Genomic DNA, 18929 nt, shown 5'->3' with positions numbered 1-18929 from the left:
AATATTGTTTTGTTTTTTTATACAAACAATACTTTTTAAGCAATTTTTATAGCAATATCTCAGTATCTCTTTTAATGCCTCAATTGTCTCTTTTTAGTAATAATAGCGCATTAAGTCCTTTTTTTGCATCATTTGTTGCACAATATGCTTCATCTGTTCTATAATAGCACCCCACTAGATTTTACTTTCGTTAAGAAATATTTAAGAAAAAGTTTTCTTCTTGTGACTCTAATTTACGAGCATGCAAAAAGAACCTTCAATTAGGTATTTTACAATAAAAAACTAAACTAACTTAATCGACCAATTTTTATGCAGAAAAGAACATTAAAAAAACTATTGTGTTTAATAGTATGTATGTGGGGAAACTTTTTCTTTGCTCAAACTGTTAAAGGAAAAGTAACATCAGGAGGACTCGGCTTGCCTGGTGTTGGTGTAATAGTACAAGGAACAAAAAATGCAACTACCACAGATTTTGACGGAGGTTTTATCTTAAACAATGTAGATCCAAAAAGTACATTGATCTTTAGTTATATCGGTTACAAAAATGTGTCTATGCCTGCTGACACAAAATCAGTGATGAAAGTCAATATGGTTAATGACCTTGAAAAATTAAATGAAGTAGTCGTGATTGGTTACGGAACTTCAAAAAGAAAAGATGTAAATGGTGCCATTTCTTCCATCAAAGCTTCCGAGATTCAGGACAAACCTTTTACTTCTATCGATCAGGCTCTTGTGGGTAAAGCTGCGGGTGTAAATGTTACTCAAAATTCCGGTACACCGGGAGGAGGAATTTCGGTTCAAATTCGAGGAATTACTTCTATTAACGGAAATGAACCTTTGTATGTTATTGACGGAACTCCGGTTTTTGCGGATAAAAACAACGATTCATTTTCATTTAGTGCTTTAGGCGGAGGAAACGGACAAACCAAAAACTCGGCTTTATCGGGATTAAATATTTCGGATATAGAAACTATTGATATTCTAAAAGATGCATCATCAACAGCGATATATGGTGCAAATGGTGCGAATGGTGTTGTTTTGATTACAACTAAAAAAGGAAAAAAAGGAAAATCGACTTTTACATATGAAACGTATATAGGGACTCAGCAAGTAACAAACTCAGTTGATGTTTTGAACTTGCCTCAATATGCAGCTTATCAGGCTAAAATTTTCAAACTAAATGGCGAGCCAGTTCCCTATCAATATCAAAGACCTGATTTATTAGGAAATGGAACAAACTGGCAGAACGAACTTTTTAGAACTGCTACGATGTACAACCATCAAATATCATTTTCGGGTGAAAAAGAAGGAACAAGATATTATACTTCTTTGAATTATTTTGATCAGGAAGGAATTGTTCTAAATTCAGATTTCAACAGAATGTCTATGCGATTAAACATAGATTCAACCGTAAAATCATGGTTGAAGATTGGTAACAATATGTCGATCAGTAAATCATCTCAACAAGTAGTTCGAAACGACGACAGAGGTGGTTTAGTAATGAATACGTTAAGACAATCTCCGGAATTACCGGTTAGATATGCTGATGGTTCTTTTGCAGGCCCAACAAGTGGTTTAGGTTCTTCGGCAAATGAGGCAACCAATCCAATTGCTTTATCAGAATACAATAACGCAAAAACAGACCGCTATAAAGTCAATGGAAATGTATTTGCCGATTTCACTCTTACCAAAGGTTTGGTTTTTAGAACGGAATTAGGATATGATTTAAATTTTGCAAAAAGCAGCTCTTTTGCGCCTGCCTATACTTTAGGAAATGTGTCTGAACTTTTGAACAAATCATTCAAACAGCAGGATCAAAGCTTTTATTGGAGTTTAAAAAACTATTTAACTTATAATAAAACCTTTAACGAAAAACACAATTTCACCTTTTTGTTAGGTCAGGAAGCACAAGAAAGTCAATACGAATATTTAAGCGGTTACAGATCGGGTGATTTCTTAAGTAGAGATTTTACCAACTTAAATATAGGCGACATCGATACTGCCGTTAACGGAAATGGTTCTGGAAGATGGTCTATGACTTCTTATATTTCGAGATTAAACTATAGCTTTTCTGATCGTTATTCATTTTCGGCTTCTTTAAGAGCAGATGCTTCTTCGAACTTTGGTCCAAATAATAAATGGGGTTATTTCCCATCATTTGCTGCAGGCTGGACTGTTAGTAACGAAAGTTTTTTTGAGCCATTATCTTCAACAGTGAATTATTTAAAATTTAGAGCGGGTTACGGTTCTGTTGGAAATCAAAATATTCCGGCAAACAGATACCAAACGATTCTTTCATTGACTGCATCTCCATTTGGAGGCGTATCTCCAACTATTGATAACTTAGGTAACCCAAATGTTAGATGGGAATCACTTAAATCTTTTGATGTTGGTTTTGAATTAGGAATGCTTAACAACAGAGTAAAATTAGACTTTGATTATTATGTTAAACATTCTTCTAATTTCCTAACCAAACAAATCAATGATGAGTCAAATCAAAGTGCGCTTAATTATTATTTAAATACGGGTGAAATTGAAACTAAAGGAGTTGAACTTACCTTGAATACCAGAAATATTATTACCGAAAATTTTACATGGGACAGTACAATTATCTTTTCAAAATACAATAATGAATTAACTAGTTTTCAAGGTGCTGGTAAATCTTTATTAGGAAAGGTACAATTCGATTTATACAACGTTACAAAAACTACAGAAGGACAGCCAGTTGGGCAGTTCTATGGATATGTTACGGACGGATTATTTAAAAATGCTGCAGAATTAGCCGCAGGACCAACTCAGGAAACAGGGACAGGAATTGGTGATATTCGTTTTAAGGACCTTAATGGTGACGGAAAAATTGATGCTAAAGACCAAAAAGCTATAGGAAGCGCAATTCCTGATTTTACCTATTCATTTACCAATAATTTTAAGTATAAAAACTTTAGTTTATCTGTTGTTTTAACTGGAAGTCAAGGGAATGAAATCTACAATTTTACACGTCATTATACTGATGGTATTTATCCTGGATTTGGAGATCGATTTGCAAACGTAAGTACAAGAGCTTTAAATGCTTTTGAACCGGGAGTAAACGAAAACACAAATGAACCAAGAATTACCCTTAATGATCCAAATGCGAATGGCAGAATCTCTAACAGATTTGTTGAAGATGGTTCTTATTTAAGAATTCAGAATGTTTCTTTAGGCTATGATTTACCAAGTCAAATATTCAAAAATTCTATTATATCGAAAGTTAGATTGTATGTCAATGTCCAAAACTTATATACATGGACAAAATACTCCGGTTTTGATCCTGCTTTAGGAAATTTAGATCAAAATATAACACTTAGCGGTATTGATCTGGGACGATATCCAGTGCCAAGAACTACTTCTATGGGTTTAAATTTAGAATTCTAAAATTGATAAAAACAAAATTAACTTAATGATTCATAGTCGTTAAAATAAAAAATAATAGTTATGAAAAAACTTTTTAAACTTTTTATGATGGGAATGCTAATACCATTGCTGTCTTTGTTTTCCTGTTCTGATGATTTTTTGGATGCACCATCTGAAAATCAATTAACGCCAGCTGATTTACCGGAAGGAGTTACCGCTTTTGACGGAATCGCTGAGAGTTTATATTTTAAACCCTGGTTTACTTTTAATGATAAATTCCTGATTGCAGTTGGAGATATGTATGCCGGCAACGCTTTTACATATGATGGTGCTTATGCACAATTTAAAGATGCTCAGGTAACCTCACAAAATCCAATCCTGACAGAAGGATACGTTTCGTTATTTTCGGTTATCGATCAATCTAATAATTTAATGCGTTTAGTCGAAGACAGAAAGAGCGAATTGCCTGAAGCATCTTATAAAAATGCCATTGCAATTTCAAGATTTATGAGAGCCAATGCCTATTTTTATTTGGTAAGAAGCTTTGGAGCCGTGCCTATTATTAACAAAGCAGGAACGGCAGCTCAGCCAAAAAGAAATCTTGTTGCAGATGTTTATAAATTCATAAAACAAGATTTGGAATATGCTATCGAAAACTTGCCTGCAACTTCAGTAAAAAAAGGATATGTTACCAAATTTGCAGCAATGGGAATTCTTGCAAAAGTGCATTTAACATTAAACGAATATTCTGAATGTGCTGCATTAACCCAGAAAATTATCGGAAATCAATATACTTTGATTTCCGATTACGGAAACTTATTCAGCAGCCCCGAGAATAACAATAGCGCCGAAAGTATGTTTGCCCTGCAATGGAAAGCAATTGCTACAGAATGGGGAACACAAAATACAAATCAGGCTTATATAGTTCCTGGAAGTACCGGAATTACTGGTGGTGGAGACGGCTGGGGAGTTTACCTGCCTTCTATTTCATTGCAAAATGGCTTTGAGCCAAATGATATCAGAAAAAAGAGCACAATCATGACAGATGGCGACTTTTATCCTGAGTTATTAAAAAATCAGGGAGGTTTCAGATATAAAAAAATCTACTCATCGACTGCAGCCAATTTCAGAAAGTATATTGTAGGTTCTGCTGCTGAAAGAAATGATGTGTTTTTTATGAAAACTTCACAAAACACGATTATACTTAGATATTCTGATGTTTTACTAATGAATTCTGAGGCACTTTTGGCAGGAGCCGCTTCAACAACTTCTGCAGCTGCTTTAAGCTCATTCAATGAAGTAAGAGCCAGAGCCGGATTACCAGCCAAAACAGTACTTACAAGAGATGATTTATTTAATGAAAGAAGAATTGAATTTGCACTTGAAGGACAATATTTCTTTGATTTAAAACGTCGAGGTCTGGCAGAAGCAACAGCAATTATTTCGCAGCAAGAAGTTGGTTTTTATTCTGACGATGCCAGAACAGACTTGATTTCCAGAAAGATCACTCCGGGAAGCAATTATTTTGAATTGCCATTACCGCAATCTGCTATTGATACTAATCCATCATTATTAGAGCCTCCGGTTCCTTTTAACTTTAACTAACTTTTATTATGATTAAGAAAATAACATATAGAATTATAATTCTTTTGGCATTAGCTTCTTTTACAGCTTGTCAAAATGATGATGCAACTACTGCAAGTATAGATGCAATGGTTGCTGAACCTGGAGATCTATTGAATCAGGCTTTTCCATTGAATAAAGTCAGAGTTGAAGGTGAAGGTTTAAAAGGATTAAAAAAAATTACGCTGGATAACAAAATTGATATCAGTTTCAATCCAAACTATAATTCTGATAAAGCATTCATTTTTACCATTCCTTTTGATGATAAACTAGGAAGCAGATTTGGGGTACAGCCTATTACATTTATAACAGGAACTGGATCAGTAACTAAAAATATTGAGATTTTACAGCCTGTTCCAACTATTACAAAGACAATTCCGGCGGTAGCAACTCCGGGATTTCCACTGGAAATTGAAGGTACTTGGTTTTATAATATTTCATCGATAACCTTAGCAGGTAAGGAACTGAGTTATACTCGAAAATCATCCTCTTCAATTATTATTGGTGTACCGGCAGATGCAGTCTTTGGCTCGGAGTTAGTAATTATTACGCCGGGAGGTATAGCAAAAAAAGTAATACAGATTCCACCTCCTGTTACTCCGGAAATTATTGTTATAGTGTCTGATTTTGACGGAAACGGTACAAGAACGAGTTGGAATGCTTATGGTGATGTCGATAGTTTTAACGCAAATACTACAGGTGGCCCAACAGGCAATTATGCAACACTTGCATGGACTGGCTCAACAACAAATGGTTACAATGGCAGCAGTGCAGGCGGTGGAGCTAGTTTCCTAAGCGCCTCTAATAATGATGCTTCAAAAACATTTATTGATATTGATGTAAGTGCGAATGTCGTGGGCGCTCAATTTGCCATTCAATTGAATACTATTGATAATAAAAACTATGGTTATAATTTTAAAATAACGGATGTTAACTGGACTACTAAGACAATAACTTTGGCTGATTTTAAAGATAATTATGGCTTTGGACAACCTGCCACTACCCTGGACGCTTCTAAAGTTAATGAAATCAAAGTAGGAATAGTTCAATCAGAGACACCTAATCCAAGCATAATAAAATACGATAATATTAAAGTTCGTTACAAATAATTAGTGCTATTTAAGCTCTAAAGAAAAAGAGGCTGTGATCAAAAAACAGCCTCTTTTACAACTAATAAAACAGAAATTATAAATAAGAGTATTCAAAATCACAAAAGGATATTCTATAATAAAATACAGTATGAAAATTAAATTTTTATTAATGCTGACTTGTATCTTCTTCTCTTTGAATTCTTGTTCAAAAGATGACAATATAGCGGATACTACTTTAGAAGCGCCGGTTGCAAACGCACCAAAAGACGCAAACGACACTGGTTTTAGAGCAAAATGGAATTATGTTTCCCATGCAAAAAGCTATCTTCTGGATGTTTCGACAAGCGAGAATTTCTCCGCTTTTGTTCCAAATTACAATGCAAAAGAAGTTACTGATTTAAACGAAGTTGTAGTAGGTTTAAGCGCAGGTACACAATATTATTACCGAGTTAGAGCAAAAAATGCAACAGAGACTTCGGGTTACTCCAATGTTATTAGTGTTGTAACGACAGGTTCAAGCAACATTCCTGAAGATCCTACATTCTTAAAAGTAAAAGCAAATAAATTAGCACATCCGTTTTTTATAGGTATGGCGATAAAAGCTTCGCAATTAACTACTGGAAGTCCATATGATATTATTTTGAAAAATGAATTCAGCAGTATTTCTGCCGAATATGAAATGAAAATGGATCAAATTTCTACTGCAAGTGGTGTTTACAACTGGACTGTAGCCGACAAAATTGTTGCTTATGGAAATTCAAATGGAATTAATGTTCACGGTCATGCTTTGGTTTGGCATAATTCAGTGCCACAATGGTTAAAAGATTTCTCCGGTACTGATGCCGAATTTAAAGCAGAAGTAAAAAAATACATTACCGATGTTGTAACACATTATGCAGGAAAAGTAAAATCCTGGGATGTTGTTAATGAATCAGTAGATGACAATGGCGGTGCAATGAGAAATACTATTTTTCTTCAACGAATGGGTGCTAACTACGTAAAAGATTGTTTTCAATGGGCAAGAGATGCAGCAAAAGCAGCCGGAGACAACTCTTTATTATTGTTTTATAATGATTATGCAACCTCAACTAATATTCCAAAGCAAAACAAAGTTTATAGCATTATTGATGATTTAAAAGCGAGTAATCTTATTGATGGTATTGGTTTTCAAATGCATAACACGTATTTAACCCCAACAAAAGCTCAAATAGAAACTGATCTTAACAAAGCGGTAGCAAAAGGTCTGAAAATTCATGTTTCGGAATTAGACATACAAGTAAATCAGTCTAATGACATCTCAACTTTTACAAATGAAAGAAGGTTGGCTCAAAAAGAAAAATACAAAGAGATCGTGAAACTCTATAATGGGCTTCCGGCAGCAAATAAATACGCCTTAACAATTTGGGGAATGAAGGATAATGAATCCTGGATTCCGTTTAGTACAGAACTTAACCACCCAGGAAATGACTGGCCTTTATTGTACGATTCAAATTTTGCAATAAAAAGCTCTCACACTGGATTTCTGGAAGGCTTAGATTAATTTTTTTAAAACATAATACTTTACTTCAACTATTAATTAACCAAAAAATTAAATTATGAAAAAATTAAATTTGTTAGCATTAACAGTGACATGTGTATTAAGTTTAGGATTTGCATCCTGCGGAGATGACGTAAGTTCAACAGCAAAAGACCAATCAGTAAGTGCAAGTACAAAAACCAGTACAGGCAAAGTAGCCGGCGCGCCATGGGTCAAACAATTTGAAGATACATTTGATGTAGGTTCAAATCTGTCACAATGGACAAAAGAACAGCGCGCGGATTATAACTCGTGGTATTGTGACTATGCCAGTTCAGTACCAACCACGCAATGGAGAGACGGAAAACAATGTTTGGAAATCAAGACTACAAAATTGAGCACGTACAAATATCAATCCGGGTTCATTTCTTCTAATTATCAATACAAACCAGAAAACAATACAGAGTATATGCTTTCTGCAAATATTAAACTACTAGCTATGGATGGCACTACTTACAAGTCTTTTACAGAAACTTACGGTGCCTGGCCTGCTTTCTGGTCTGTGCAGCAAAATGGCTGGCCAACCAAAGGAGAAATTGATATTATGGAAGGTTACTCTTTTGCTCCTAATGCAAGTCGTTTTACTTCAAATCTTTTTTATGGAACTTCTACAGGAACCAACTTATTAGGAAACTCTGGAGAAAGAAACTATCCTGGTAATTTTAATGTAAACGGAAATAATGGATGGCATTTATACGAATCCTTTTGGAAAATGAAAGACAATGTTGTAACAGTAACTATAAAGGTTGATAATGTAACGGTCTCAACGTATACCAATAGTAGTGCAGCTAATCTTAATTTAAATAATTTCGGACCACATTCAATTATACTAAATCTAAATGTTGGATCGAAAGATTCCAATTTTATAGACCCTAATAAAATCAACCTATTTTCGACTGTAATGATGTGGGTAGATGATGTAACGGTTTACAAAAGACCAATCTAACTTATAATATTAAAACTAAGTTTAAAAGTTTTAAACTTAGTTTTAATCAGATTACATTTATAGATATTTCCGTTATCGGCAAAAACAAAATATTTTTTAGATAAAATTTTGTTATATACTTGCTGATAACGGAATTTTATATAATATAAAATATCAAAGCACAATTTGCAATTATTGTGCTTCAGGGAAATTAAAAAGAGCATTCCTTAAGCGGAAAACCTAGGATATTCCAGAAGATGCTCTAGCGTTTTTAGACGTTTTCCTACTTAGAAAACACACTTACCACACTCTATTTGCTATTAATTTATAATTTTGAAATAAAATAAAACAGGACATTTACCACTACAATTTAATCGAAATTGGGTTTGTAATAGTCATTACGTCATCATTATAAATAAGTTAGACAAAATTCTTTCCAGTTTGGGAAAGAAAAATTCCAGCAACCTTGGTAAAGATGAATATGATTGGAAAAAGAGAAAAGAGCACTAATAAAATTTTCTCCTTTCAAAGTTTAAATGAGAATCTGTTGTAATAACAGATAATAATAGTTGCCTGGGAAACTTTAATGATTAAGCCAGTTCTATAAAAATTAGTATTCAATAAACTTTCTTTTTATTTTGGATCATGCCAGCAAGAAAAGCCTAAGCTATATTCTTGTTGGCATGTTCTTTTTTTTCTAACTACAGTTCTAATCTTTGGTAAACAAAATTATCTCTTAATTGATCTTTCACTTATACACATTATACGCAAAATCCAACTATTATTTCTTTTGACAACTACGGTTCTCATGCCGTTGATTTCAGTTATATTGAAATCCATTAGTTATGTATTTATCATTAATAAAATCTCTGAAAATGAATAATACATTCATAAAATCACGAAATATCGTAAGCTAAAACTACATCTTTAAAACATAAAACACTGATTTTACAACACTTACAACTCAAGGCATCTTATTTGCTTAATTAGTTTGGCATCCATTAAATAAATAAAATACACGATTAAGCTTTTTCTTAATCTAGATTAATCGACAAACTTTTGCATCCTCTGTAAGTTTGTAAAAGAAATTTAACAACAAATAATATTAATAAAATTTATTAATCTAAAACCAAAAAAAGATGAGCACATTTACAGTAAAAGACGGAACAGAGATTTATTACAAAGATTGGGGAAATGGTCAGCCAATTGTTTTTCACCACGGATGGCCCTTATCAAGCGATGATTGGGATGCACAAATGATGTTTTTCCTAAAACAAGGATACAGAGTTATTGCACATGATCGTCGCGGACACGGACGTTCAGGTCAGAGTTCTGAAGGAAACAACATGGAAACTTACGCATCAGACATTGCTGAATTAACAGCTGCACTTGATTTAAAAAACGCTATTCACGTAGGTCACTCAACTGGTGGTGGTGAAGTAATTCGCTATGCTGCAAAATACGGAAAATTACGTGTTGCAAAAGCAATAATAATTAGTGCGGTAACACCAATAATGATTCAAAACGAAGCAAATCCTGAAGGTGTGCCATTATCTGTTTTTGATGAAATAAGACAAGGTACAGGATTTAACAGAGCACAGTATTTTTATGATTTCCCTATTCCTTTTTACGGATGGAACCGTGAAGGACAAACCGTTCAGGAAGGCATTAAACACAACTGGTGGCGTCAGGGAATGATGGGTTCTGTATTGGCACATTATGAAGGAATAAAAGCTTTCTCTGAATCAGATTTTACAGAAGATCTTAAAAGTTTAGATATTCCTGTTCTTGTATTGCATGGAGAAGATGATCAGATTGTACCTTACAATCAGGCACCTAAAGCTGCAGCTCTTTTGAAAAACGGAAAACTAATTTCTTATCCTGGCTTTCCTCACGGCATGCCAACGACAGAAGCAGATACAATCAATAAAGATATTTTAGATTTTATTAAATCATAAGTAGACGTTATTTAAATTAATCAAAACTGCCTGTAATTGATTATGGGCAGTTAAATATCTCCAAATTATGAATCCATTTCAACAACCCGCTTTTGATACGGTTACCGAAGCTTTACAATGGCTCAATCTACAAGGTTTTACAGAAAATTTTAATCTTGACGAAAACTGTATTCGTTACAATAACAACACTCAAACCATGTCACCGGAAGAATTCAAAATAGAATATCTATTTCGTTTTGAAGGAGATACAGATCCAGGCGATGAAGATATTGTTTACGGAATTATATCTGAGATTTATAATATAAAAGGTGTTTTAACCAGCGCTTTTGGTATCTATGCTGATTCAGTTTCTGCCGAAATGATCAAAAAACTTTCCACCCACTAAAATTAATTTTATGAAAGCAGATCTAATTTTATTCAATGGCAAAATTCATAGTTTCAATGCCGAAACTCCAAATATAACTGCAGTAGCAATCAAAGACGGAAAGTTTATTACTGTTGGAAATGATAGCAATGTAATGGAATTTGCATCTGAAGAAACTAAAATAATCGACCTTCAGAACAGAAGAGTTGTTCCCGGAATTAACGATTCACACATTCATCTTATTCGTGGCGGTTTAAACTATAATTTAGAGTTGCGCTGGGATGGAGTTCCTTCTTTAGCAGATGCCCTTAGAATGCTAAAAGAACAAGTCGATCGCACACCAAATCCGCAATGGGTTCGCGTTGTGGGCGGTTGGTCTGAGTTTCAATTTGCAGAACGCAGAATGCCAACTCTGGAAGAAATCAATGCAATTGCACCCGAAACTCCTGTTTTTATTCTGCATTTGTACGACAGAGCGATTATGAACAGAGCCGCGCTAAAAGCCGTTGGTTATACCAAGAACACGCCGGCACCTCCCGGAGGACAAATTGAAAGAGATTCTAAAGGAGAACCAACCGGACTTATTATTGCGACGCCAAACGCCATGATTTTGTACTCGACTTTAGCAAAAGGACCAACACTTTCTTATGAACATCAGGTCAATTCGACACGTCATTTTATGAAAGAACTGAACCGTTTTGGAATTACAAGTGTTATAGATGCCGGAGGAGGTTTTCAGAATTTCCCGGACGATTATAAAGTCGTAAATGAACTAAATGAGAAAAAACAATTAACGGTAAGAATTGCGTACAATCTTTTTACTCAAAAACCAAAACACGAATTTGAAGATTTTGAAGATTGGATAGATACCGTAAAATTATATCAGGGAGACGATATGTACCGTCATAATGGTGCGGGTGAAATGTTAGTTTTTTCTGCTGCCGATTTTGAAGATTTCCTTCAGCCAAGACCTGATCTTCCTGAAACGATGGAAGCAGAACTGGAAAAAGTAGTGCGCCTTTTGGTCGAAAACCGCTGGCCGTTTAGACTTCATGCAACATATAACGAAAGCATTACAAGGTTCTTAAATGTATTTGAAAAGATCAATCAGGAAATTCCGTTTAATGGATTACCGTGGATATTTGATCATGCCGAAACCATTGACGAACGTAATATCGAACGTGTCAAAAATTTAGGAGGCGGAATCGCAGTACAAAGCAGAATGGCCTATCAGGGTGAATATTTCACAGACCGATACGGAGCAAAAGCAGCCGAAAATACTCCGCCAATTAAAAAAATGCTCGAAATGGAAGTTCCCGTTGGCGGAGGTTCTGATGCAACCAGAGTAAGCAGTTACAATCCGTGGGTTTCAATGTATTGGATGACAGCTGGAAAAACTGTTGGTGGTTTACAATTGTATAATGAAAGCAGATTGAGCCGTGAAACTGCATTAGAATTATACACGAGAGGAAGCGCCTGGTTTTCGCAGGAACAAGCTAAAAAAGGAGATATTAGAACTGGAATGTTTGCCGATTTAGTGGTTTTGGATAGTGATTATTTTACTATTGATGACGAAGACATTAAAAAAATTGAAGCTGATTTGACTATTGTCGATGGAAAAATTGTGTATGCAAATGGTGATTTTTCATCCTTCTCACCACCACATATTCCAATTTTACCAGACTGGTCACCAACCAATATTTACAACGGATATCCAAGTAAAAGTAACTTGCAGAGCGCTATCGAAAAGAATGTAAAAGCAGATGCTAAACCAAGTTTGACTTCGCAAATACACAGTTGTAGCGGAAGCTGCGATGTTCATGCTCACAGCCACGATATTGCCAGAATGAGCAATGTACCGGTAAATAATTATAACGCATTCTGGGGAGCACTTGGCTGTTCTTGCTTTGCCTTTTAAATTTAAAGAAATGACTGAAATTATAAAACAAATCCTTTATTCCGATTTAGGAACATCCTTCAATAATGCTGCATTTTTAGTTTTTAGAATATTACTTGCAGTAGAACTTTTCAGAGTGCATGGAATGAAGAAATTCAGAGTTGAAAACGGACAAAAAGAACATGTCCCAAATCCATTGCATTTACCAGAAAAATTAAATGGCTTAGTAGCCACTTTTTCTGATACCGTAGTTCCGTTTTTAATTATTCTGGGCATCGGAACCCGACTTGCCGTTTTGCCTACAATTGGTGTGACAGCCGTAGGGTATTTTGTAGTGCATAGAAAAGATTCACTCGAAGTACGCGACGTTCCTTATATGTATACCTTATCCTTACTATTAATTCTGGCACTTGGAGCAGGAAAATATTCACTGGATTATTACTTACTAAACCAAATTTAAAAATGCTTCATATTCACCTCAACTAAAAAACTATGGAAATTCAAAAAAACATTTGGTACGTTACTTTGCTTCTCACAATGATTGCCGGGTATTGTGATACCGTAACTTTTGTCGCTGCCGATTCGATATTTTCGGCACACGTTACAGGTAACTTTATTGTCTTTGCTTATCAAATCATCAAAGGTTCAGATTTGCATGCCTGGGTAAAACTACTCACCTTCCCTGTTTTTATTCTAGCCGTAATTGTTGGAGGAAGAATTGCATTAAAAGCAACAAATCGGTATTCTATTTTATTTTGGGAAGGCATTATACTGGTTTTAAGCGGTATTGCTTGTTATGTTTTTGGCTATTTAGGAATTGTTTCACAATGGACGATTTACACTATTGCAATGACAACCGTATTTGCAATGGGACTCCAGAATGCTTTCGGGAAATTATATGCTAAAGAAACCCATGGTCCAACAACCATGATGACAGGAAATGTTACACAGGCTTCTCTTGATTTAGGAAATCTATTAAAAAACGGTTTAAAAGACGTTGATGTACTTTTAAGTTTCAAGAAACAATTAGTGACTATAATCGGGTTTCTTGTGGGCTGTTTTTTAGGAGCCGTTGCCGGGAAGTATTTCGGATTAGGAACTTTAATTTTCCCCGGAGCGGCAATGATAATTTGTTATCTCTACCATTGCGAAAACTAGCCAAACACAAATTTAAAATTGCAGATTTCTGAGAATATAGTATCTTTAAGATAGTAATATTGGTTCTCTTTTATCTGCTAAAAAAACAATAATATAAAATATATGGAAACTATAAAACTGGAATTAAACGAGAAAAAACATGGCGCTTTTAATCTTTATGTTGATGATAAAAAATTAGGCGAAATGACCGCAAGTATCAAAGACGATTTATTAACCGTTTATCATACAGGAGTTGAACCGGAAGCCGAAGGAAAGGGTTATGCAAAAAAACTTTTGGACGAAATGGTTTCTTATGTACGTGCCAACAATTTGATGGTTTTACCACTTTGTCCCTATGTACACGCACAATTCAAAAGACATCCCGATGAATATCAGGATATCTGGAAAAAATAATTAATTCTTTATTACCAAAGTCTGTCATTTCAATTTCTATATTTTTAGGAGCTAATCCCGCACCCGAGCCTGAAAGTGCGAACTGGCGAAGCAATCCGTTTCAATCTTTTATGGCTCCCGAAGCCTCGGGACTATCGGGGCTAGGGCAATCATTTTCATAAGAATATTTTTGTCTACTTTGTCATTTTGAGAAACGAGAAATCCTCGCAAGTAGCTCTACAAAGATTGGCGATTTTGATTGTGGAGTTTCTTGCGAGGATTTCTCCTCCGTCGAAATTGACATGATTGTTTAATCACTTTTGCCTCTCCCGACAACTATCGGGATAAAAGATTAAAAAAAATCTGCCAGATCTGCTAAATCTGCGTGAAAAATCAACATTACCAAAAACATTAATAAAAAAATAAAATTCATGAATACAGAAATTATAACCGACGGTGTACCTTTAGATAAAGCGAAAAAAGCATTAATTATGATTCACGGGCGTGGCGCAAGTGCTCATGATATTCTTTCGGTTGCAAGACATCTTAAGGTCGATGATTTTGCATTGGTGGCACCTCAGGCAGAAAACAGAACCTGGTATCCGTATTCGTTTTTAGTACCAATTGAGGAAAATGAACCTTCGTTTTCAAAATCATTAGATGCTATTCATCAGGTTGTTGTCGCCGTGCAGCAAAACGGAGTCGAAAAAGAGAATATCTATTTTCTCGGGTTTTCGCAAGGGGCTTGTCTTGCTTTGGAATTTACGGCCAGAAATGCTGCCAAATATGGCGGCGTTGTCGCTTTTACAGGCGGACTTATTGGCGATAAAGTTTATGAAAATCATTATGCCGGAAACTTCGAAAATACACCTATTTTCATTGGAACAAGTGACCCTGATTTTCACGTTCCTGTTGAAAGAGTGAATGAAACTGAAGCACTTCTTAAAAAACTAGGCGCATCGGTTACTAAAAAAATCTACCAAAATATGGGACATACCATAAGTCAGGACGAAATAGATTTGGCTAACCAACTTGTTTTTACAAAAAAATAATGATCCTAATTACCCGAATATACAGCGATACCAATGGCGAAAGTCATTTTGAAGACTTTGACGTTCCGTTGAAAAACAATGGCGATATCGGATTTTTATCGGATGATGAACCTGTAAAGTCGATTGTTTTTAGAGAAGTTCTCCCTACTTATGATTATGATTTTCATAATGCACCAGACCGTCAATATATTGTTTTACTGGAAGGCGGCGTAGAAATCGAAACCTCCTTAGGAGAAAAAAGAATATTTAATACAGGATCAATTCTATTAGTGGAAGACACCACAGGAAAAGGACACAAAACAAAAAATATTGAACCAAAACTTCGAAAATCAATATTTATAAAAACCGGTTTGGTTTAAATACTGTTGCGTAATAATTAGAAAAAACATTCTGTAAAGTCTAAATCTAACAACTCAACTCACTGGCTATTATTTAGTTATTAATTGAAAATTGAACGGTTTTTTATTTCTTAATCTAGGTTAATCGATGCAGAAGTATAACGGACGTAAATTTGTATAAGAAAATCAATAACAACTTAATACATAAAAAACCATGGAAAATAAAATTTTAGGCTTACACCATATTACTGCAATTGCTGGTGATGCTAAACGTAATTTCAACTTTTACTCTAACATATTAGGATTAAGATTCATTAAAAAAACAGTGAATTTTGATGATCCCGGAACCTACCATTTTTACTTTGGTGACGAAGTAGGAAGTGCCGGAACAATCTTAACATTTTTCCCTTGGGGAGAAGGAATACAACAAGGAAGAAAAGGTTCTGGAATGGCAACTGAAATTGGATATTCAGTTCCGAAAGGAAGTCTTGATTTCTGGCAAAAACGTTTTGAGCAATACAATGTTATTTACAACAAACCGGCTGAAAAATTCGGCGAAAAATATCTTACTTTCTTAGATCCCGATGGTTTAAAATTAGAATTAATCGAATCTAAAACAGACGATAACAGAAAGCCTTGGGAAACAGATGAAGTAAAAGCAGATGTGGCAACAAGAGGTTTCCATAACATCACGCTAACTTTGAACAGCATAAAAGCAACTGCTGCAATCTTAACCGAAATATTTGGTTATAAATTGATCGCCCAAGATGTAAATCGTTACCGTTATGCAACAGATGCTGTAGAAAATGCTGCAATTGTTGACTTAGTAGAATTGGCTGATGAAAAACGTGGTCATGTAGCAAACGGATCTGTTCATCACGTAGCTTTCCGTGTAGAAAATGACGAGATTTTAATGCACTTCCGTGAAAAAATCGAAGATTACGGATTATCAATTACGCCACAAATTGACAGACAATATTTCCATTCTCTGTATTTTAGAGAACCAGGTGGGGTTTTGTTTGAAATTGCTACAGAAAACCCTGGTTTTACTATTGATGAAAGTCTGGAAGAATTAGGTAAAAACCTTAAACTTCCTGCACAATACGAATCAGACAGAGCCAGAATCGAAGAGCATTTGGTTAAGATTAATTAATTTCGAAACACATATTAATGGGATTGAAATAAATCACGTAAAAGTGAAACATCAAAAACCTGCGAATCATTAAATTCACAGGTTTTTTTTATAATATTATCTTATAATACCTTTTTATCCATCGCTAGAATAATTAGTTTTTTTTGTATATTTATCCTCCCCAAATTGACAATAGAATCCTCAAATCCAAATCGAAATGGGAAAATTTGTAACTACCAAAAAACCTTGCGGGAAATATCAGGTTATTCTAAAATCTAAAGCTGGCAATATCCTTTTATTAAGTTCCGAGTATACAGCAAAAATTAGCTGTAAGAAGACCATTGAACTTTTAAGAATCTATTCACAGGATGCAGATAAATACCAAAAAAAAACAACTGTTGACTGGGAATTTTATTTTTATCTTAAATCTAAGAACGGACAGACTATCGGTACAAGTCCAAAGTACCTTAGCACTTTTTCCAGAGAACAAGTAATTGAAAGAATAAAAAAAACAGCACCACTCGCAGACGTAGAAGATCTGTCTTAAAAACACTGATAATTACACAATTATCAGTGTTTATTTTATAAGCATGTTTTTCATTTTAAAGTTAATTTTGAATTAAAGCTTTTTTTGCAACAATTCTTATTCTGTCAATTTACTCTAAAGAGGCTGCCATTTAATAAAATAGAGGCTGCTTCACAAATTATGTGAAACAGCCTCTTATATTTTGTAAAGAGAGCCCTAATTCAATTTTTAATATAAATAATTAAGAGCTGTAATATCGTTAGAATTGAACGCTCCAGTCTCATTTGAACCGAAACATGCTCTCATATACGAAGTTGCATCATATCCAGAAGGTGTTCCCGGGATAAGGATTGCTCCAACACCCGCTGTTCCTTCGTTTGAATTTTGTCCACAGCTTTGACGGCTGAACCAGTCTGTATGACGTAAACCAATACAGTGACCAATTTCGTGTGCAGATACGTGTGCATTTACACCTGTCGAATAAGAATCTAATCCGGAATATAATGTAACTGAATTATAAGGCGCTCCTCCTGAAGGGAAACCTGCTACTCCACCGGCAGATCCATTTTGTCTCCGGACAACAATGTCTGCTCCTGATGTACTTGAACTAAAGGTCAGTGTAAAATTAACAGACAATCCTAGATTATTATATCTATTTACTGCCGCTTGTAATCCAGCACGCATGTTTGTACTTAGAGCTGATACACCGCTCCCTGATAATCCAACAACTTTAATAGTTCTTGGAGCAGATACTAAATTAGTAGTGCGGTATTGTTCTGTAGTAATACCTCCGTGAAGATCCATTTTATTTAATTGATCCTGAGTAACGACAATATCCCCTTCTACCAGGAATGCATCCTCAGTAGTACCATCTAATTTAGTGTTTTTAATCACTTGAACATCTGTAGAATTTAGAGAAAGTGCTCTAAGTTTACTTAACACTTCTGGTGTTACTTTAAGAGATTCTTGGTTTGATTGATCTGCCTGATCTTCTTTATTACAGGACAAAATCGTTAGCGCTATAAATGACAGGGCTAAAATTGATTTAAATTTTTTCATAAATAATAAATAGGTTATTTGGGTTTTTAAAATAAGTTGGTAAGCAGGGGTCTTTACAAAATATTGTAATATTTGTTATCAAATTTATATATTTTTTAATCTTAAAATACCTATAAAACAACTATTTAACAATTTTAACATTTTTTGTTATATTATTTTATAGTTATTTTTAATAATAATTATCTGATTATTCCTGCGAGCCCAGTAAAATCAATAACTAAATACAAATCAACTTGTTAAGTAAGTTTTTGACTATTCACTATTTTATTTTGTGCAGCATGTGTTAAAAAATGATTTTACGATTTTATAAACCATTTAAAATAGAAATTGGGTTCTAAAAAGAGAATATTACAGGTATCGATTTGAAGATTGTGCCGGAAATAAAAACTAATCTTTTTTTTACAAATATTTTAATAACTTTGACTTACCTACAACGGATAAATATTTCAAATAGAAATCCTTAAG

The 18929-nt window shown here is 34.5% G+C and carries 16 protein-coding genes; 15 read left to right on the top strand and 1 reads right to left on the bottom strand.

Annotated elements, in window-relative coordinates; translation table 11 throughout:
- The first annotated feature begins 309 nt into the window (after positions 1-309).
- From CHB81_RS02670 to CHB81_RS02600, 15 genes are all read left to right on the top strand, one after another.
- Positions 310-3414, top strand: coding sequence for a TonB-dependent receptor (locus CHB81_RS02670; RefSeq protein ID WP_089350352.1), 3105 nt, complete (start codon positions 310-312; stop codon positions 3412-3414).
- Between the two features lie 60 nt (positions 3415-3474).
- Positions 3475-4998 (top strand): RagB/SusD family nutrient uptake outer membrane protein, encoded by a 1524-nt coding sequence (locus tag CHB81_RS02665; protein ID WP_089350351.1) that lies wholly within the window; start codon positions 3475-3477, stop codon positions 4996-4998.
- Between the two features lie 8 nt (positions 4999-5006).
- The gene (locus CHB81_RS02660; RefSeq protein WP_089350350.1) at positions 5007-6125 is read left to right on the top strand and encodes a hypothetical protein; all 1119 of its coding nucleotides are present in this window, start codon (positions 5007-5009) and stop codon (positions 6123-6125) included.
- Positions 6126-6255: 130 nt separating this feature from the next.
- The gene (locus CHB81_RS02655) at positions 6256-7647 is read left to right on the top strand and encodes an endo-1,4-beta-xylanase (protein WP_089350349.1); all 1392 of its coding nucleotides are present in this window, start codon (positions 6256-6258) and stop codon (positions 7645-7647) included.
- A 55-nt stretch (positions 7648-7702) separates the two neighbouring features.
- On the top strand, positions 7703-8629 hold the full coding sequence (locus tag CHB81_RS02650; RefSeq protein WP_089350348.1) for a family 16 glycosylhydrolase: 927 nt from the start codon (positions 7703-7705) through the stop codon (positions 8627-8629).
- 1118 nt (positions 8630-9747) lie between these two features.
- Positions 9748-10566 (top strand): alpha/beta fold hydrolase, encoded by an 819-nt coding sequence (locus CHB81_RS02645; RefSeq protein WP_089350347.1) that lies wholly within the window; start codon positions 9748-9750, stop codon positions 10564-10566.
- A 67-nt stretch (positions 10567-10633) separates the two neighbouring features.
- Positions 10634-10951, top strand: a complete 318-nt coding sequence (locus CHB81_RS02640) for a phosphoribosylpyrophosphate synthetase (RefSeq protein WP_089350346.1) — start codon at positions 10634-10636, stop codon at positions 10949-10951.
- Between the two features lie 10 nt (positions 10952-10961).
- Complete coding sequence (locus tag CHB81_RS02635; RefSeq protein WP_089350345.1) at positions 10962-12848, top strand: amidohydrolase; 1887 nt, start codon at positions 10962-10964, stop codon at positions 12846-12848.
- A 10-nt stretch (positions 12849-12858) separates the two neighbouring features.
- Positions 12859-13287, top strand: coding sequence for a DoxX family protein (locus CHB81_RS02630; protein ID WP_089350344.1), 429 nt, complete (start codon positions 12859-12861; stop codon positions 13285-13287).
- 32 nt (positions 13288-13319) lie between these two features.
- The gene (locus tag CHB81_RS02625) at positions 13320-13985 is read left to right on the top strand and encodes a YoaK family protein (protein ID WP_089350343.1); all 666 of its coding nucleotides are present in this window, start codon (positions 13320-13322) and stop codon (positions 13983-13985) included.
- A 102-nt stretch (positions 13986-14087) separates the two neighbouring features.
- On the top strand, positions 14088-14378 hold the full coding sequence (locus CHB81_RS02620) for a GNAT family N-acetyltransferase (RefSeq protein ID WP_089350342.1): 291 nt from the start codon (positions 14088-14090) through the stop codon (positions 14376-14378).
- A 410-nt stretch (positions 14379-14788) separates the two neighbouring features.
- Positions 14789-15409 (top strand): alpha/beta hydrolase, encoded by a 621-nt coding sequence (locus CHB81_RS02615; RefSeq protein WP_089350341.1) that lies wholly within the window; start codon positions 14789-14791, stop codon positions 15407-15409.
- A complete protein-coding gene (locus tag CHB81_RS02610; protein WP_089350340.1) occupies positions 15409-15768 on the top strand; it encodes a hypothetical protein in 360 nt (119 codons plus the stop codon). Before CHB81_RS02615 ends, CHB81_RS02610 begins: the two co-directional genes overlap by 1 nt.
- 193 nt (positions 15769-15961) lie before the next feature.
- Positions 15962-16900 carry a ring-cleaving dioxygenase gene (locus CHB81_RS02605; protein ID WP_089350339.1) on the top strand — a complete coding sequence of 313 codons (939 nt, stop codon included), beginning with the start codon at positions 15962-15964 and terminating at the stop codon, positions 16898-16900.
- A 196-nt stretch (positions 16901-17096) separates the two neighbouring features.
- Entirely contained in the window at positions 17097-17426 is a 330-nt protein-coding gene (locus CHB81_RS02600) for a DUF1508 domain-containing protein (RefSeq protein WP_089350338.1), read from the top strand.
- Between the two features lie 207 nt (positions 17427-17633).
- On the opposite strand, the gene CHB81_RS02595 is transcribed toward CHB81_RS02600, so the two are convergent.
- Positions 17634-18464, bottom strand: coding sequence for a M57 family metalloprotease (locus CHB81_RS02595; protein WP_089350337.1), 831 nt, complete (start codon positions 18462-18464; stop codon positions 17634-17636).
- Positions 18465-18929 lie beyond the last annotated feature (465 nt).

Source organism: Flavobacterium sp. ov086 (genome assembly GCF_900187965.1).
Lineage (GTDB): Bacteria > Bacteroidota > Bacteroidia > Flavobacteriales > Flavobacteriaceae > Flavobacterium.
The sequence above is the reverse complement of the archived record's forward strand: the minus strand, read 5'-3'. Positions and strand labels throughout refer to the sequence as shown.

Coding starts and splice junctions, on each gene's coding strand:
- CHB81_RS02620 (WP_089350342.1), top strand. CDS start 14,088: ATGGAAACTATAAAACTGGAATTAAACGAGAAAAAACATGGCGCTTTT.
- CHB81_RS02605 (WP_089350339.1), top strand. CDS start 15,962: ATGGAAAATAAAATTTTAGGCTTACACCATATTACTGCAATTGCTGGT.
- CHB81_RS02600 (WP_089350338.1), top strand. CDS start 17,097: ATGGGAAAATTTGTAACTACCAAAAAACCTTGCGGGAAATATCAGGTT.
- CHB81_RS02630 (WP_089350344.1), top strand. CDS start 12,859: ATGACTGAAATTATAAAACAAATCCTTTATTCCGATTTAGGAACATCC.
- CHB81_RS02670 (WP_089350352.1), top strand. CDS start 310: ATGCAGAAAAGAACATTAAAAAAACTATTGTGTTTAATAGTATGTATG.
- CHB81_RS02660 (WP_089350350.1), top strand. CDS start 5,007: ATGATTAAGAAAATAACATATAGAATTATAATTCTTTTGGCATTAGCT.
- CHB81_RS02665 (WP_089350351.1), top strand. CDS start 3,475: ATGAAAAAACTTTTTAAACTTTTTATGATGGGAATGCTAATACCATTG.
- CHB81_RS02610 (WP_089350340.1), top strand. CDS start 15,409: ATGATCCTAATTACCCGAATATACAGCGATACCAATGGCGAAAGTCAT.
- CHB81_RS02635 (WP_089350345.1), top strand. CDS start 10,962: ATGAAAGCAGATCTAATTTTATTCAATGGCAAAATTCATAGTTTCAAT.
- CHB81_RS02650 (WP_089350348.1), top strand. CDS start 7,703: ATGAAAAAATTAAATTTGTTAGCATTAACAGTGACATGTGTATTAAGT.
- CHB81_RS02645 (WP_089350347.1), top strand. CDS start 9,748: ATGAGCACATTTACAGTAAAAGACGGAACAGAGATTTATTACAAAGAT.
- CHB81_RS02595 (WP_089350337.1), bottom strand. CDS start 18,464: ATGAAAAAATTTAAATCAATTTTAGCCCTGTCATTTATAGCGCTAACG.
- CHB81_RS02625 (WP_089350343.1), top strand. CDS start 13,320: ATGGAAATTCAAAAAAACATTTGGTACGTTACTTTGCTTCTCACAATG.
- CHB81_RS02640 (WP_089350346.1), top strand. CDS start 10,634: ATGAATCCATTTCAACAACCCGCTTTTGATACGGTTACCGAAGCTTTA.
- CHB81_RS02655 (WP_089350349.1), top strand. CDS start 6,256: ATGAAAATTAAATTTTTATTAATGCTGACTTGTATCTTCTTCTCTTTG.
- CHB81_RS02615 (WP_089350341.1), top strand. CDS start 14,789: ATGAATACAGAAATTATAACCGACGGTGTACCTTTAGATAAAGCGAAA.